General features: G+C 57.2%; 13 protein-coding genes. 6 read left to right on the top strand and 7 right to left on the bottom strand.

All coding sequences use genetic code 11. From position 1 onward, the window contains the following. The first annotated feature begins 661 nt into the window (after nt 1–661). The 5 genes from AB5Y73_RS13550 (at nt 662) to rplY (ending at nt 8,025) form a co-directional block, all read left to right on the top strand. Nucleotides 662–1,939 (top strand): HD-GYP domain-containing protein, encoded by a 1,278-nt coding sequence (locus AB5Y73_RS13550; RefSeq protein WP_107682909.1) that lies wholly within the window; start codon nt 662–664, stop codon nt 1,937–1,939. A gap of 120 nt (nt 1,940–2,059) precedes the next feature. After that, nucleotides 2,060–2,482: a CBS domain-containing protein gene (locus tag AB5Y73_RS13545; protein ID WP_005333273.1), complete on the top strand. Its 423-nt coding sequence runs from the start codon at nt 2,060–2,062 to the stop codon at nt 2,480–2,482. 241 nt (nt 2,483–2,723) lie between these two features. Beyond that, nucleotides 2,724–6,638 (top strand): ATP-dependent RNA helicase HrpA, encoded by a 3,915-nt coding sequence (gene hrpA / locus AB5Y73_RS13540; protein WP_118853797.1) that lies wholly within the window; start codon nt 2,724–2,726, stop codon nt 6,636–6,638. A gap of 95 nt (nt 6,639–6,733) precedes the next feature. Then, nucleotides 6,734–7,621, top strand: a complete 888-nt coding sequence (locus AB5Y73_RS13535; protein WP_107682911.1) for a hypothetical protein — start codon at nt 6,734–6,736, stop codon at nt 7,619–7,621. A gap of 116 nt (nt 7,622–7,737) precedes the next feature. Then, a complete protein-coding gene (gene rplY / locus AB5Y73_RS13530; RefSeq protein WP_005333252.1) occupies nt 7,738–8,025 on the top strand; it encodes a 50S ribosomal protein L25 in 288 nt (95 codons plus the stop codon). Between the two features lie 106 nt (nt 8,026–8,131). On the opposite strand, the gene AB5Y73_RS13525 is transcribed toward rplY, so the two are convergent. Further along, complete coding sequence (locus tag AB5Y73_RS13525; protein ID WP_107682912.1) at nt 8,132–8,524, bottom strand: MerR family DNA-binding transcriptional regulator; 393 nt, start codon at nt 8,522–8,524, stop codon at nt 8,132–8,134. Nucleotides 8,525–8,646: 122 nt separating this feature from the next. On the opposite strand from AB5Y73_RS13525, the gene AB5Y73_RS13520 reads away from it, so the two are divergent. After that, on the top strand, nt 8,647–9,822 hold the full coding sequence (locus AB5Y73_RS13520) for a thiolase family protein (RefSeq protein WP_107682913.1): 1,176 nt from the start codon (nt 8,647–8,649) through the stop codon (nt 9,820–9,822). Here AB5Y73_RS13520 and AB5Y73_RS13515 read toward each other — a convergent pair. The 6 genes from AB5Y73_RS13515 to AB5Y73_RS13490 form a co-directional block, all read right to left on the bottom strand. Further along, a complete protein-coding gene (locus tag AB5Y73_RS13515) occupies nt 9,819–11,042 on the bottom strand; it encodes an EAL and HDOD domain-containing protein (protein ID WP_005333249.1) in 1,224 nt (407 codons plus the stop codon). The genes AB5Y73_RS13520 and AB5Y73_RS13515 overlap by 4 nt on opposite strands. A 115-nt stretch (nt 11,043–11,157) precedes the next feature. Then, nucleotides 11,158–12,426, bottom strand: a complete 1,269-nt coding sequence (locus AB5Y73_RS13510; RefSeq protein ID WP_118853798.1) for an OmpP1/FadL family transporter — start codon at nt 12,424–12,426, stop codon at nt 11,158–11,160. A 252-nt stretch (nt 12,427–12,678) separates the two neighbouring features. Then, nucleotides 12,679–13,965, bottom strand: a complete 1,287-nt coding sequence (locus AB5Y73_RS13505; RefSeq protein WP_107682915.1) for an outer membrane protein transport protein — start codon at nt 13,963–13,965, stop codon at nt 12,679–12,681. A gap of 402 nt (nt 13,966–14,367) precedes the next feature. After that, a complete protein-coding gene (locus AB5Y73_RS13500) occupies nt 14,368–15,147 on the bottom strand; it encodes a DUF3379 domain-containing protein (protein ID WP_107682916.1) in 780 nt (259 codons plus the stop codon). After that, nucleotides 15,140–15,739 carry a sigma-70 family RNA polymerase sigma factor gene (locus AB5Y73_RS13495; RefSeq protein ID WP_005333245.1) on the bottom strand — a complete coding sequence of 200 codons (600 nt, stop codon included), beginning with the start codon at nt 15,737–15,739 and terminating at the stop codon, nt 15,140–15,142. The genes AB5Y73_RS13500 and AB5Y73_RS13495 overlap by 8 nt, the downstream gene beginning before the upstream one ends. A gap of 13 nt (nt 15,740–15,752) precedes the next feature. Next, the gene (locus tag AB5Y73_RS13490; protein WP_107682917.1) at nt 15,753–17,264 is read right to left on the bottom strand and encodes a BatD family protein; all 1,512 of its coding nucleotides are present in this window, start codon (nt 17,262–17,264) and stop codon (nt 15,753–15,755) included. Between the last annotated feature and the right edge of the window lie 17 nt (nt 17,265–17,281).

The raw sequence follows: 17,281 nt of genomic DNA, 5'->3' as shown, positions 1-17,281 counted from the left end.
CAGCAAAGAGTGATATGACCTGAATAGCCCGAGTTAACCGCCGCTTGGAAATCAGCTTTCAACAGTTTCACTCTATAAATCCCGTTTATCCTTGTCGCCTTATAGCGAATATAACCGCTGGTTATCCGATATTTCTTCTCCAACCTTTCGGTCGCAGGCTATCGGGTGGGCTCGAGCGAGCATGGGAAGCTGTATCCAGAAAGCGTGAGGTGTCTACCGCTATCGATGGCGACAAGGCGAATAAATGGGTGATGGAGTTCACAGTTTGGTTAATTAATTTGGGGATGGTGGCAGTTATGAGGGTTGTGGTGTGCCTTTATTCAAAATTCTTACTGGCAAACCGAGCACTCTTTAATTCTGATTAAGTCATAATTAAGTAAAGTGGAGGTGTTGATTGTTTCGTTCAGATATGAGTTTTAAAATTGCTCACAATCTCTACGCGAGATTTAAAAAGTCTACTTGCATATTTTTGAATGGATAAATATGACTTGAATGGGAGTGGACAAATAAATCCAGCTGTGATCTTTGTCTTTTCAAGGTGCGCAGGTTCATAAATGCCTATAAAAACAAGGTAAAAGGCTCGGCTATTGACTAAGTTGATAGAAGGCGAAGCATAAAACAGCGCCAGTTTGATACGACAACATCGCATGGGACCCGGATCATGGACAGAGCGCAGGGCACAGCCCCCTTTTCGTTGCAAGTGGATCTAAGGCAGGTGGTGTATGCCCTGTCAGCCTCGCTGGATCTGGTGGGCATTGGCGATGTGGCCCACGGTAAACGGGTCGGGATTATGGCTGCCGAGTGCAGCCGGGAGCTGGGGATGAGTGAGGCCGAACGCTGTCTGCTGTTCGAGCTCGGAGTGCTGCATGATATCGGTGTCTCCTCGACCATCACCCATCATCATCTGGTCAGCGAGTTCGATTGGGAGTCCTCCCAGCGCCACTGCGAGGTGGGATATCAGCTGCTCAAGGATTTCCGTTTGCTGGCCCCACTGGCCTTGCCTATCCGTTATCACCACACCCACTGGCATCTGTTGCGTGAGATGGCCGATGTGGACCCCAATGTGGCCCGTCAGGCCAACCTTATCTTTCTGGTGGATCGCTGCGATGCGTTGGCGGCGCCCTACTATGGCGATGGTTCATTGTTGATGCATACCCACGAGATCCGCGCACGCCTGCAGGATTTCCGTGACGAGTTCTTTGCCCCCGAGCTGGTGGATGCCTTCCTCAAGGCGTCTCGCTCTGAGGCATTCTGGCTGCAGCTGGAAGCCCGCTCCATCAATGATTACATGCTGGAGATGCTGCAGGTGCGGGAGCCTTGCCTGACCTTCAACGGGGAGCTTAAAGCGCTGGCGCAGATCTTCTCCGGCATTGTTGACGCCAAAAGCCCATTCACGATGACGCATTCACTCGGTGTGAGCAGGTTGTCTCGGGCATTGGCCGAGCAGATGGGAGTCAGTGCCATCCATTGTGACATGCTGGAGATCGCCGGTTTGCTGCATGATCTGGGCAAGCTCAGGGTGCCGGACGAGATCCTCGACAAGCCTGCCAGCCTGACGAAAGAGGAGCGGGCCATCATCAATACCCACAGCTTCGAGACTTACCAGATCCTGCGTCATATCGAAGGGTTTGAGGAGATCGCCTGTTGGGCGGCCTATCACCATGAGGAGCCTGATGGGGAGGGTTATCCGTTCCACCTGCCGGCATCCGCCATGGCGCTCGAAGCGCGGATCCTGCGGGTTGCCGATATTTTTCAGGCAATGGTGCAGGACAGACCTTATCGCCGCGGCCTGCCTGCCCGTGACGCATTGACCTTTATGCAGCAACTGGCGGATCAGGGGCGGGTCGATCCCGCTGTGGTGGCGGTGCTGGCCGATCACCTGCCGCAGATGATGATGGCAGCCATTCCGGATCGCGAGCCGGATCATGCCACCAATTGAGGGAGAGGCTGGCCGCTGACTCATACTGCCGCGAGCCAGCTATGCTTGGAACAAGCCGAGCATGGTGCCGGTACCGGCGCACAAGACGCCAGCTTGATGGACTACCGTAGGGGAGCAGATATGGAATCGCTAAAAGCCAAGGATTATATGCAGAGCAGACCCATCACCTTCACTGCCGACATGATGGTGCAAGCTGCGGTCGAGAAATTTCTGAACAGTCATCAGCTCGGTGGACCTGTGGTGGATGGCCAGGGCCATCTGATTGGCTGGATCTCCGAGCAGGATTGCATCGCAGTGCTGCTTAAGGAGGCCTATCACTGCGAACAGGTGGCGCAGGTCAAGGATGTGATGCGCAAGGAGGTGTTGTCGGTGGGGCCAGATACCAGCATTTTGAGTCTGGCGGAGATGATGATGGGACAAAAGCCGAAGATCTATCCGGTGGTGGAGGAGGGACGTCTGCTCGGTGTCATCAATCGCCACAACGTCATGCAGGCCATTCACGCTCAGCTCACCACCTGTTTTGTCCATCACACCCACGGTTAACCCTGTTTTTCTCTCTCCCAAGGCAAGCTTCGGCTTGCCTTGGCATATTTCATATGCAGCCATTTATTCATGTTATGCCATCTTACAATGATTGTTTTGTCATGTTTGAGGATCGGCCAATCTATCTGCCTTCCCATATATAACGCTACGTTAAGGCTTGCACCGTTCCCGCTGGCTCTTTAGGATCGCTCGCAGCTAATCGATATGGCCCCTTTGGGCACCTATTTAAGGAATTCGTACCTTGTCTCTCTCTATCGAGGCGCTGCGCCGCCGTCTCTCTGCCTGCATGAATCTCGACGCCCGCCGCCTTTCCAGCCGTCTGCACGGGGTCAAGAAGCTGCCTGAAGGCAAACAGGCCGCCGTGCTGGAGACCATCGCTGCCGATCTGGATGCCGCGCAAGCGCGCTATCAAACCCGTCTGGCCGGAGTACCCAAGGTGACTTATCCGGACAACCTGCCGGTCAGCCAGAAGCAGGCTGAGATCGCCAAGGCCATTCAAGAACATCAAGTGGTGATCATTGCAGGGGAAACAGGCTCGGGCAAAACCACCCAGATCCCCAAGATTTGTCTGGCGCTCGGGCGCGGAGTGAAGGGCTTCATCGGCCACACCCAGCCGCGCCGTCTGGCGGCCCGCACCGTGGCGGCCCGTATTGCCGAGGAGATGGAGTCCGAGCTTGGCCACTACGTGGGTTACAAGGTGCGCTTTACCGATCAGGTGAGCGAGCAGACCCACATCAAGCTGATGACCGACGGTATCCTGCTGGCAGAGATCCAGAATGACCGGATGCTGACCCAGTACGACACCATCATCATCGATGAGGCCCACGAGCGCAGCCTCAATATCGACTTCATCCTGGGCTATCTCAAGCAACTGCTGCCCAAGCGCCCGGATCTCAAGGTGATCATCACCTCGGCCACCATCGACCCGCAGCGTTTCTCTCACCATTTCAACAAGGCGCCGGTGATCGAGGTTTCCGGCCGCACTTATCCGGTGGAGGTGCGCTACCGTCCGCTATTTGTTGATAAAAAAAGCAGTGACAAGAGCGAAGGGCTGGAAGAGCGCGACGAACTGCAGGGGATCTTCGACGCGGTGGAAGAGCTGGCCCGCGAAGGGTTGGGGGATATCCTCATCTTCATGAACGGCGAGCGGGAGATCCGCGATACCGCCGATGCCCTGCGCAAGCTCAACCTGCGCAATACCGAGGTGCTGCCGCTCTACGCCCGCCTCTCCAACGCCGAGCAGAACAAGGTATTCCAGCAACACACCGGACGGCGCATCGTGCTCGCAACCAACGTGGCGGAGACCTCGCTGACGGTGCCGGGCATTCGCTACGTCATCGATCCGGGTACCGCCCGCATCAGCCGTTACTCCTGGCGCACCAAGGTGCAGCGCCTGCCCATCGAGCCGGTCTCCCAGGCCAGCGCCAACCAGCGTAAAGGGCGCTGCGGTCGGGTGGCAGACGGTATCTGTATCCGCCTCTACTCGGAGGAGGATTTCAATAGCCGTCCCGCCTTTACCGACCCCGAGATCCTGCGCACCAACCTGGCCTCCGTCATCCTGCAGATGCTGGCGCTCGGCCTTGGCAATATGGAGGCGTTCCCCTTCGTCGAGCCACCCGAGTCACGCCATATCAAGGATGGCCTGACCCTCTTGAAAGAGTTGGAGGCGGTGCGCGAGCTGCCCGCCACGGGCGATCGCGAGGCAAAACTCCAGCTGACCGAGACCGGACGCCAGCTCTCGCGCATCCCCCTTGATCCGCGTCTGGCGAAGATGGTGATCAGCGCAGCGCAGACCGGCTGTCTGAGCGAGGTGATGGTGATCACCGCGGCCCTCAGCATTCAGGATCCCCGCGAGCGGCCCATGGAGAAGAAGCAGGCCGCCGATGAGCAGCACAGACGTTTTGAGGACAAGGATTCCGACTTCCTCGCCTTCGTCAATCTGTGGAATTACCTGAAAGAGCAGCAGGACGCCCTTGGCAGCAACCCGTTCCGCCGCATGTGCCAGAAGGAGTTTCTCTCCTACCTGCGGGTTCGGGAGTGGCAGGACATCCATTTCCAGCTGCGCCAGACGGTGAAAGAGCTTGGTTTTAAAGCCAACCATGAACCGGCGGATTTCAAGACGGTGCACTGCGCCCTGTTGACCGGCCTCTTGAGCCATATCGGCAACAAGGATCTGGAAAAGCCGGAGTTCCTCGGTGCTCGCAATGGCCGTTTCCACCTCTTCCCGGCTTCGGGCTTGTTTAAAAAGCCACCCAAGTGGGTGATGGCCGCAGAATTGGTGGAAACCTCGCGCCTCTACGCCCGCATCAACGCCAGGATTGAACCCGAGTGGGTGGAGCCGTTGGCGGGGCACCTTATCAAGCTGCACCACAGCGACCCCCACTGGTCGAAGAAAAACGGCGCCGTGATGGCCAAGGAGAAGGTGACCCTTTATGGCCTGACCCTGGTCAACGAGCGCACCATCAACTTCAGCCGTATCGATCCGGCGTTGTGCCGCGAGCTGTTTATCCGCCGCGCCTTGGTGGAGGGGGATTTCGAGACCCGTCACCGTTTCTTCAGCGACAACCGCAAGCTCCTGGCCGAGGTAGAGGCGCTGGAGCACAAATCCCGTCGTCGCGACATTCTGGTGGATGACGAGGATCTGTTCCGCTTCTACGATGCCCGCTTGCCGGAGGATGTGATATCAAGCCGTCACTTCGACAAGTGGTGGAAAGAGGCGCAAAAGCGGGATCCCGAGCTGCTCAACTTCGAAAAAGAGATGCTGATGAAGGGAGATACGGCCCACATCAGCGAGCTCGACTACCCCAACTTCTGGCAGCAGGGGCGCCTCAAGCTCAAGCTGACCTATCAGTTCGAGCCGGGGGAGGCCGCCGATGGCGTGACCCTGCATATTCCGCTGCCGCTCCTGAATCAGGTAGAGGTGAAGGGGTTCGAGTGGCTGATCCCGGGTCTGCGTCATGAGCTGCTGGTGGCCCTCATCAAGTCGATGCCAAAGCCGATGCGCAAGAACTTCGTGCCGGCGCCGAACTATGCCGATGCACTACTCGCCAGTATCAACCCCGAACAGGGGCCGCTGCTTGACGAGATGGAGCGCCAGCTGCGCCGGATGACCGGCGTGACCGTGCCCCGTGAATCCTGGGACTGGTCTGCGGTGCCCGATCACCTGAAACTCACCTTCCGGGTGGTGGACGACAAACACAAGAAGGTGGCGGAAGGCAAAGATCTGGAGGCATTGAAAGAGTCGCTGCGTGGCAAGGTACAGGAGACACTGTCGCAAGTGGCGGACGATGACATCGAGCAGTCCGGCCTCACTCTGTGGAGCTTTGGCGAGTTGCCCCAGGAGTACAGTCAGAAGCGGGGCGGGTTCGAGGTGAAGGCCTATCCGGCCCTGGTGGATCAGAAGGATTCGGTTGCCATCCAGCTGGTGGAGAGCCCGGTGGTGCAGCAGCAGCTGATGTGGGCCGGTCAGCGTCGGCTGGTACTGCTCAACGTACCATCACCTATCAAGTACCTGCAGGAGAAGCTGCCCAACAAGGCCAAGCTGGGCCTCTATTTCAACCCGTTTGGCAAGGTGGCCGAGCTTATCGATGACTGCATTTCCTGCGGTTGTGACAAGCTCATTGAGCAGCATGGCGGCATGGCCTGGGACGAGGCCGGTTTCGAGGCGCTCAAGGAATATGTCCGCGCCGAGCTCAACGATGCGGTGGTGGAGGTGGCCAAGCAGGTGGAAGCCGTGCTGACCCTTTCCCATGAGATCAAGAAACGGCTCAAGGGCAAGATGCAGCTCGACACCGCTTTTGCCATGTCGGACATCCAGCAGCAGTTGGGTAACCTCATTCACAAGGGCTTTGTCACCGAGACCGGCTGGCAGCGGTTGCCTGATTTGCTGCGCTATCTGCAGGCCATCGAGCGTCGCTTGGAGAAGCTGGCTATCGATCCCAACCGGGATCGGGTCTACATGCTCAAGGTGCACAGTGTGGAGTCGGAGTACAAGGCGCTGCTGGCCAAGATCCCCAAATCCCAGCTTATTCCCACCGAGGTGGCCAATATCCGCTGGATGATCGAAGAGCTGCGGGTGTCGTTCTTTGCCCAGAATCTGGGGACCCCTTATCCGGTCTCCGATAAACGGGTGCTTAACGCCATCGCTCAGTGCTAAGCTGCTATCCAACTGTTTTAACAGCATGATAGCGGGTGCTGAGAAGGGGTTGCCGGTCAGGTAGCCCCTTCAAACCGCAAGTCAGGGAGGCAAGGATGCTGGGGATCTGGTTGAGTGTGGCGCAGGTGGTGATCAGCGGTTATCAACCCATCGCGGAACAAACCTGGGTGCAGTTGAACCCGGAATATTACCCGCTGGCGCGCACGCCGCCTGCGATGTTTGTGGCCTGGCGTGGCAATCAGTTTCCGCCGCTGGCCCAAAAGCAGAAGCAGGGTCGCTGGCAGATCCTCTTTCCAGCCAGGCTGGTGCCCCCCTTCGATCTGTTCGAGGGTGAGGCGCAGCTCTCCAAAACCTATCTGGCAAGGCTGCGGCGCATCGACGAGATGGCTTACGGGGTTGTCCCCGGGCAGGCTGTTGCGGCTGGTGCAATCGTGCAGCAGGGGAGTGGGTCCCCTGCTTATCACGCGCAACCTGTCGCGCCCTTTATTGCCGAGTTCCGCACACCCCAAGACGCGTTCGGTGGTGTTGATATGCCCAGCGACCCCGACGAGAGCGAACCTCTACTGGCTCAGCTGGGGGTGACCTTTCGCACCGCGGGGTTGAGTGGTGCCAAAGGATATGAGGGAGTAGCGAGCGCCGATATGGCGCTCGCCAGCCACACGGCTAGCTTATCCGCAGGCAGTGACGCCATGCTTACCCTCTCGGCTCCTGCGGCCGGCGGTCCACAAACCGTGTGTCATCTGGTCGCCGCAGGGGAGACCCTGTGGCGTATAGCGAACCAGTTATCCAGCGCCCAGGGAGCAGATACCTACAGCTATTTGCTGGCGCTGGTGGCGGAGAATCAGCCGCGGCTTGGCAAGAGCATTCGAGTCAGAACGGGGGAGGGTCTCTACTGCCCGCGCGCCGAGACCCTGGCGCGGTTTGATGCCCTGAGCCCGGCCCAGCGTCAGCAGCAATTCGCCCGGTTGGAGCAGGGGCGCTAAATGCAGAGTCGGTACCTTGTATCCGAATTTGGCCCGTGGTAGTATTCGCGCTCGTTTTGCGAGGTGCTGACCGGTCGCAGTTAGCACCATAAATTCATCCAAAAGAGATACATACTATGTCTTTCGTATTCCAAGCTGAAGTCCGTTCTGACCTGGGGAAAGGTGCGAGCCGCCGCCTGCGTCAAGCTGACCAAGTTCCTGCCATCGTTTACGGTGCAGGCAAAGAAGCCCTGTCCATCACTGTTGACCACAAGAAAATGATCCTGGCTCAAGAGAAGCCGGAATTCTATGAGTCTGTACTGACTCTGGTTATCAACGGTGAAGAAGTTAACGTAAAAGTGAAAGCTATCCAGCGTCACCCGGTACGTTACAAGCTGATCCACCTGGACTTCGTTCGCGTTTAATAGCGAACCGTCAGGTCGAAGAAAAGCCACTCTCAGGAGTGGCTTTTTGCTATCTGGCATCTTGTGAGCAGGCTGAAGGGACTTGCCTGATAAGCCAGCAAGGCGGTTATCCCAGCTGGCTAAGGGCTCGTTGGCAACGCTGCTCGGCGGCATCAAGCTCCAGCAGTACCATCCTGATATCTTCCATCTGCTGTTGCAGTGTCTCCCGTTTCTCCTCAACCAGTCCCAGCATGGTCTGTAACTGGGTGCGGCTGCTCTTGTCGGCATCATAGAGATCAAACAGCTCGCGGATCTCGGCGAGGCTGAATCCGAGCCGCTTGCCGCGCAGGGTGAGCTTGAGGCGAACCCGATCCTGCTTGCTGTAAATGCGGGTTTGTCCCTCTCGGGCGGGATTGAGCAACCCCTGATCCTCGTAGAAACGGATACTGCGCGTCGTAATATCAAATTCCCGGGCCAGCTCACTGATGCTGAAGCGCCGTCCTTCATCCTTGTTGTTCATACAGACTTCTTGGCGAACTAAATCCTGTCTGCACCTTACCTAAACGTAAACTGCACTGCAACTCTTGTTCCATCGCGTCAGAACCCCTATGTTATGGCCATGTAACAAACAGAGGCAGGCAAATGGATATTGCAATTGTGGCGGCAAAACGGACTCCGATGGGGGCGTTTCAGGGGGCATTGGCAGAGGTAACTGCGCCTGAGTTGGGTGCCTATGCCATTGAGGCGGCACTGCAGCAAAGTGGGCTGAGTCCGGAGCAGGTCGATGAAGTGTTTATGGGCAATGTGCTGGCGGCGGGCGTGGGGCAAGCGCCAGCCCGGCAAGCGTTGTTGAAAGCAGGGTTGCCAGATAGTGTGCCTGCTACCACGGTCAACAAGGTGTGCGGATCCGGCATGAAAGCAGTGATGCTGGCGGCGGATACCATCCGCCTTGGGGACAACAGGGTAGTGGTCGCGGGGGGGATGGAGAGTATGAGCCGTGCCCCCTATCTGCTGGATAATGCCCGCAGCGGCTTTCGGATGGGGCATCAAAAGGTGCTGGACCACCTATTCCTCGACGGTTTGCAAGATGCCTATGATGGCCAGCTGATGGGGGTGCATGCCCAGCGCAGCGCCGATCTGGCCGGTTTGACCCGCACTGCCATGGATGAGTTTGCTCTTGCGTCGTTGCAGCGTGCCCGCGATGCGCAGCAAGCCGGTGCGTTTGTGTCCGAACTGACAAGCGTCTATCGCGGTGAGCGCTTGTTGCTGGCCGAAGACGAGCAGCCCGGCAAGGGCAGACCGGAGAAGATCCCGACCCTGAAGCCAGCGTTTGGCAAGGAGGGCACCATTACGGCAGCCAATTCGAGCTCTATCTCGGACGGTGCGGCGGCGCTGATATTGATGGATGGCGCCACGGCGCAAGCCTGGCAGGTACCAGTGCTGGCACGGATCGTCGGTTATCAGAGCCATGCAGCATTGCCCGCCGAGTTTACCTCTGCGCCCATTGGCGCCATTTCACGCTTGCTGGCGCGTCTTGCATGGTCGGTGGAAGAGGTGGATCTATTCGAGATCAACGAGGCCTTCGCCATGGTCATCATGCTGGCCATGAGCGGGGTCGGCATCCCTCATCACAAGGTCAATGTGCATGGTGGGGCCTGTGCACTCGGTCATCCGTTGGGGGCGAGTGGCGCGCGCATTCTGGTGACGCTGATCGCCGCGCTGCGGCAACGGGGTCTGCGGCGAGGCGTAGCCGCGCTCTGTATCGGGGGCGGGGAGGCGACCGCTATCGCGGTCGAAGTGAATGATGAGGCGAATTAATTGGTGGCTTCCATCGCCAGCAGTTGTTCCGTGACCCAGGTGGTGGCGGCCAGATAGAGGTGACTCACCTTATCCTCGCTCAGCCCCAGGCGGGCTGTTCTGGCCGTTACCCGTGACCAGTTGGCGCTCTCGTAATCTTCACAAAACGCGAGGTAGAAACCGAGATTGCCTTTTCGCTCCAGCAGCGCCAGCCGAATATCGTCGATAAGAGGGATAGTGCCGAGCAGCTTGTCCATCGGCTGCTCCATCAGTACATCCAGCAAGGAGAAGAGGCCGGTGATAAAGGCTTGTTGTGCCTGCTGGCTCGGAGCGTGGGCGTGGGCCAGCAGTTCACAGAATCGGGCACGGATCATCGACATCTGGTAGAGTTCGGCGCTCTTGCCCTTGCCGGCGCTGGTCGCGGCTACCAGCGAAACAAAGCGCTTTAGCTGGGTGTTGCCCAGATAGATGGCAGCCTGGCGAAATGACGAAATAGGGTTGGTGTGACCTTTGAGATGGTTGACATAGCGCAGCAGCTTGAGGGAGAGGGAGATATCCTGACCGAGTAGCTGCTCAATCTTGTTGATATCAGGCTCTGCCTCGTTGACCACGTTGAGTAACTGCATCACCACGACTTGCGCTGGCTCCATGGTGGCTTGCTTGACCATCTCGGGTCTGCTGAAGAAAAAGCCCTGGAACAGCTGGATCCCCAGCTGTTTGACCCGCTCGAACTCCGCCTTGTCCTCTACTTTTTCCGCCAGATAGGTGAGCCCCAGCGTCTGATGCCGCTGGATAAACACTTTGATCTGCATCAGGGGGGTGGCACGAAGATCAAACTTGATGATGTGGATAAAGGGGAGGAAGCGCTCCCAATCCGGTGACATGGTGAAGTCATCGAGTGCCAGTTGATATCCCAGCTTGTGCAACTGTTTCACCTTTTCCAGCAGGGCATCATCCGGTGGGGAATCTTCCAGGATCTCAATCACCACTTTTTCGGGCGGCAGGCACTCTGCCAATCCCTCCAGCAGCAGTGAGTGGGGGAAGTTGATAAAGCAGGGGCGGCCGCCCAAGAGCTGATCGATATTTTGTTGCAGGAACTGTTCGACCACCAGGCGTGACGTCGCCTGTTGGGAGGAGATGCTCGGGAAGACATTATTCAGACTATCGCGAAAGAGCAGCTCATAGGCATGAGTTTTGAGGTCTCTGTCGAGGATCGGCTGTCTTGCTACGTAGGAATACATGCCTTGCTCCAGTAAAGGTACTGGGTTGATTTTATGGTGTTGCAGAACACTATGCCAGTGTTCACCTTATTGAGTAAGGCAATAATTGGCATAGCGTTTTTTGCAGGGAAGGAATTTAGAAGAGATAGCTCAATTGTGCACCAGCCAGCCAGGCATCCCCTTCGGAAGTGCCCTGGAAGGTGGAGGTCGTCATCAGATTACCCGGTTGCAGCTCCATTTTTTCAGTGACATCCACCTTTTTGCCATCGATCAGGGTCAGCCCCAGATCCACGGTCAGGTTGGGCGTGAACTGATACCCCATTCCCAGGCTGTACCAGAGCCGATCGGCATCCGGGATGGAGATGGTACGACGATCGGCTGGCACCGGGCTGGCGTCATAGGCCACACCGGAGCGCAGTTGCCACTTGGGAGTGACCTGATAGGTCATACCGATGGCGTAGCGCCAGCTATCTTCCCAGTGCTCGTCCTTGATGTGCATGTTCTGCAAATTGTTGAGATCAGCTTCCAATTGAACGAATTTGCTCCAGTTGGTCCAGTTCAGGCTGCCGTGGATAGCCAGCTTGTCAGTCAGCTGATGGAATGCCGCCAACTCTGCCGTCGCTGGCAACGGCAGATCCAGACTGCCGGTATCTCTGATCTCGGTAACAGAGCCATCTGCATTGGGTCGGCCCACGATAGCATCTCCCGAGAGGGTCAAATTGACATCGTGACGGTAGGATAGGCCAATTCGGGTTTGTTTGGACAACTCCAGCAAGGTGCCGACATTCCAGCCCCATGCCCAGCCATCCCCTTGCAAATGTTTTGCGATCAGATTGCGAGAAGGGAAGGTGCCACCGACTTCGCCTTCGCCCTGAATAGCAGAGATCCCGGCACCAATTGACCACATCTCATTGATGCGATAGGCGAGTGAGGTACCCAGATCCATGGTCTTGATATCGGAGACATTGCCAAAGTGTCCCGCGCTGTAGTTATCCGGCATCTTGACGCCAAGGCCGTAGTAAGAGGTTGCCGAGAAGCCGAGTCGCCACTGCTCGTTGAGTGGAATGATGAGATAGGCGTTGGGTACCCAGGCTGCGGCGGCGATATCGTGTGCACTGGCATCGGAGGTGACGATACCGGCTTTGGTCGGCAAGCGGGTGTTACCTTCAATATTGACGTCAGGACTGACATAGATGACTCCGCCAGAGAGCGCCATCTGATCGAAGCGGGTCATGGCTGCTGCATTGCGGGAGAGCACACTGGCGTTATCCGCGATGGCGGCCTCACCGGCAAAGGCGCGTCCCAGGCCTGTAGCGGACTGTTCAGCCAGCTGGAACCCGGCGGCATGAGTCTGACCCGCGATCACCAGCAGGGCGATGGCGGACGGTTTGATGATGGGATGCATGGCAAAATCCTTGCTGTTACCCGAAGGTTCAATCGGTCATATGAATGGAGGCAGGATTTTATATGGTATGACCAGTAAGGCAACGATAATGGCCAGTATCTGGATAAAACGAGATTAAATGCTGGGATGATGCACTCTAATAGATTGATTAGAAAAGAAAAATATACACGTGTGTGCTACATGTGTGCGCTGAGATGGTTTTTTCGGATAAAAAAAGAGCGCCTGCCGGCGCTCTTTCCGTTCTATCAATAATCAGAACTTCATGTTGAACTGGGCAGAAGCCAGGAAGGCGTTGCCGTGGGAAGTACCTTTCCAACGGAGGCTGTCGGAGTGGCTACGCAGACCTTCGTTGACGTCAACTTCTTTACCGTCCAGATAAGCCATACCAAAGTCAACGCTCATATCGGTGTTGATATGGTAGGTGGCACCGGCGCTGTACCAGATACGGTCTGAGTCGGGAATGCTCAGGCTGCGGTAGTCAGCTTCGATCGGGGTGTTGTCATAGGCAAAGCCCATGCGAGCTTCCCATGCCGGGTTGATATACCAGGTACCGCCGATGGAGTAGCGAGTAGAGTCTTTAAACTTCTCATCTTTTTGCAGACATACGCCGCCAGCGCATTGGCCGCTGGTTGCTTTCAGCTCCTGGAAGGCACTCCAGTCAGTCCAGTTTACAGAGTAATGAACAGCAAACTGCGGGCTCAGGCGATGGTAACCGGCGAACTCGGCTTGTGCAGGCAGATCCAGTTTCAGATTGCCATCAACAGTGCGGTTCCCTGAAGTGAGCCCCTGGAAGTCACCATCAAAGCTCATATCGACCTGTGAACGGTAGGTCAGAGCAAAGCGATGGTTCTCATTGACTTCGTACAGAGTGCCAACGTTCCAGCCAAAGCCCCAGGTGTCGCCTTTCAGGTGAGCCAGGCGAGTATCTGTCGGCAGCGGGCCACCTTGGCTAGGTGGGTTCAGCGGACCCAGCAGACCGGCATAGCGGTTGAGTTCGGCGGCACCGTAAACGGCGTTGATACCGGCACCGACACTGAAGTGTTCGTTGATACGATAGGCAATGTTCGGGTTGATATTGAAGGTCATCAACTCGGTATCACCTGCACCGGCACCAGCCGGGAAGGTTTTGGAGTATTCGGTGGAGAGACCGTAGTTGGAGAAGATGCCAATACCCCAAGCCCACTGGTCATTCAGCGGCTGAATAAAGTAGGAGGCGGGAACGAAGGCTGCCGGAGCAATGCCACTTTCGCTGGCTGGAGCCATTTTGTTCGCGCCAGCGTAAACAGCACCATCTACATCCACATCCGGTTTGATGTAGGTGCCAGAGACAGAAACTGCCATCTTGTCGAAGGTGGTCATGGCGGCCGGGTTACGGGCCAGCACGGAGGCGTTGTCGGCGATAGCCGCTTCACCGGCATAGGCGCGACCCAGACCGGAGGCCGAGTGCTCATTCAACTGGAATGCCGCGGCATGGACTTGACCGGTGGCCAGCGCGATGGTGGCGGCAATCAGGCTCTTCTTGAAAATAGTTGTCGTCATGGTGTTCTCTCTTGTAGGCAGATTTTTTTGCCGATATTGGCTGCACGTTCAATGCAAACCTCGACAAAATCCGTTTTTATTTCAGCTTCTTCCCAATCAATTCTGGCGTGATTCTATGGATCTGGTAGGAGGTAAGAAATCAGACCAGTGACAGCAGAATACATAAAAGTGATCGATGTGTTAATCATTTGTTTTAACTTGCTGTTTAATTCATCATTTTCAGGGTCTAAAGGCGGAATATTGACCTGGATTGCCGATCTCCGTCACAAAAATAATTTTGTCGATTTTTCGAAATCTTGAGGCAAATGAGTGACAAAGGGGAGTAAACAGGGAGGGAACAGGCAGCGGCTCGTGACCGCCGCCTGCTATTGAGGATGGCTCTGAGGTTGTTAACCAGCGATGTTAAATGTCCCACTGCAGACGTGACTGCAGGGCGTTGGCAACGGGGGCAAGTGGCTCTTTCATCTCGCCAATCAGTACCATGTTGGCGCCTTTGAGCTGGACAATCTCCCCTTTGAGGGTGCCATCTTCAAAGGTGGCCTGTTGCAGGGTTAATGGCACATGTTTAGGCACTAAAAAGAGAGTGACTGGCCCCATCTTTCCTTGGATCACCATGTGCAAGGCTGGTCCCTGATAAAACGAGCAGTGATTGACATAGGTCACCTTGAGCCCATCCATCCCGCTTAAGGTGGCGCCATACTTCTCCATCTTGGCATTGATGTTATGCAGATTGACCTGCTCATCGACACCTTCAATAAAGGGTTCTTCGCCATAGACATGAGCCATCGCCACCTGTGCGAGGGAGAGGGCCGCAGGAGCCGTTTCTGGCAGCGTGATCCAGCGGGTGCTCATTCCCAGCAGGAAGGCGACCGATGCAGCCAGGGCGATCTGGCGCCAGGATGTCGATGTCCGGAGCTTGACTGGCGCCGTGCCAAGGGGGCGGGATGGCGGCATATCATCTGGCGCGTCACTGTCATGCAGCATGGCTTGCCTGAGCAGGATCCGCTCGGCCAGTCCGGCGGGGACCTCTACCTGCATGGTGCGCTTGAGGGTTCTGTCGAGCTGCTTCATCTCGTCGAGATAGTTCCGATTGGCCTGGCTGGCTTCAGCAGCTTTGAGAAAATCCGGCAGTTGATCGTGGGGCTGGATCATGGCATTGCGGCGAAATTCGAGTTCATCCATGTCCGTGTCCTCTTGCTTGGTTCTTCTGCTCCATCGCCTCCTTGATCTGGTTGCGGGCGCGAAACAGTCGGGTCATGACGGTGTTCTTGTTGAGGCCGAGCATCTCGGCAATCTCCTCACCACTGAATCCTCCCACGACTTGCAGCAGCAGTGGCTCCTGGTACTCCTCGGGCAACCGGGCGATGTGACGGTGCAACCACTCGTTCTCCATCTCCTGTTCGCTGTGCAGCGCATCGTGCTGGGGCTGAGGGTGATCGTCGAGATCCACCAGCTCCAGCTGTTTGCGTTCAAAGCGGCGGGCGTTCTCCCGTCTGAGGATGGTGATCAGCCACCCTTTGGCCGCCTTGTCATCCTGCAGGGTGTCGATAGCCTTCCAGGCACGCAGGAAGGTCTCTTGCACCAGATCTTCCGCCACGTTGGGATCCCGGGTCAGCCAGTAGGCATACCGGTAGAGATCGCCATGCAGCGCATGAACCAGTGCTTCAAATTTGGTTTGTTTGTCAGCCATGGGATCAGAGACCGGCGAAGTGGCCGGATCATTTCCACCAATATGCTGCTGAGCACGTTTTTTTCTAAAAAACAGCAGTGCCATAGGGCAATCCTTGTCAGGGCGCGTAGCGGCGGGAGCGGGAACTCCCGTGCGCCAGCAGGTAAATCAGATGCGCAATACCGGCCGTTTCATCAGACCTGAGGGTACGCGCCAGAGCGCGCCACTCGATGGGCGGGCCAGAAGAGGGCCGTGCAAAACAGGCTCGCTCGAGTGCGGCGAGCGCGTTGCCGAGCCGATTATGCCCAGCGTCGGGCAACTGGCCTAATTGATAATAGGAGACCTGCCAGCGCAAGGTCGCCCATCGGATCAGTGCCTTGCGACTGGCATCCGGCTGGTGTTGGGCAAGGGCACGTTGCAGTTGATAGAAGGCTCGCCAGCGGGGCCAGTGGCGCCATAGCGTACGCAGCGCCACGGCCAGCACGACCCACCAAAGGCTATCTCGCAGTGCCATCTGTGATGTCTGCTGATCAGGTTGCCGATTTGTCGTTGCCTGAAACGTCAGCGTGATGGCAGGCAGGCTGGCCTGCTCAATCCGGCCACTTTGGGTATTAAACCAGGGCAGATCAATGGGGGGGAGCTGATAGTCGCCGCTCTGCTCCGCGACCAGAGTCTGGCGCCACTGTCGCTCAAACAGCAGCTTGCCATCACGGTAACGCTCCTGCTGTTGCTCGCCATCCGGATGTGCCTGTATGCCGTTTGGCAGTTGATGGGCCATCAGGGGGGCAAGCTGTATCTGGCCGCTGTCACCATTTTCCATGGTCAGGGTGAGGATACGGATCAGTGGTTCACCCACTTCCCCCGTGGAGGCCGGTTCAAGCCGTTGACTCAGGGTCAGCCGGGTGGCCACCGGCGTGGCGGGGGCTTTGTCGACCCGAACCTCGAGTGGTGCCGCGCGGGCCGAGAGTTTTTGCGCTTTTCCCCCTTGCTGCGTGAGCTGCCCCTGCAAGCGGGGTGAGTCGAGATGCCAGAGCCCAGGCGCTTTTGCCTGAATAAGCCAGCTGCGGGTGAGCCGGCCAGGCAGACCTGCCTGAACGGGGGCGATCCACTCGTCGCTACCGAGGCGACGGATGGTGAAGTGGGCAGAGCTAAGCTCGCTCAGGGCCGGGTTTTGCATACTGGTGGGCAGCCACAGTGTCAGGCGGTAGATCACCGGCTGGCCGGGATAGAGCGGGCCCTGATGCTCAAGGCGGGCCTGCATCTCGAGGGGCGAGGGGGCTGCGGGTTGCGGCAGCGCCGCTGTTTTCACCTCTCTCAATGGCAGGGTGAGCGAGGGAGTGAACTCATTTCCGAGCTTGAGCGGGGCAATCACCACCTTTGTATTAGCGGGTGAGTCGCTCTGGTGCAGCGGGATCTGCCAGCGAGTCAGTTGTTGTACCGGGGTGGTGACCCGGCTCATGGTCACTCTGCCCACTGCAAACTGGCGCAGTAGGGGGGTGATCTCCAGCTCGCTGCTCTGGCGCTCACCATCCGCTTCGATGATCAGCAGCCAATCGCTGGGTTCGGCCCCGGGTAGCAGCTCTGCCCGAGGGGGCAAGGCCCAGCAAAGTGGACTCGCGAGTGCGAGCAACAGTCCCCATCCTGCCC

The organism is Aeromonas sp. s7(2024) (assembly GCF_040907825.1).
Lineage (GTDB): Bacteria > Pseudomonadota > Gammaproteobacteria > Enterobacterales > Aeromonadaceae > Aeromonas > Aeromonas veronii.
The sequence above is the reverse complement of the archived record's forward strand: the minus strand, read 5'-3'. Positions and strand labels throughout refer to the sequence as shown.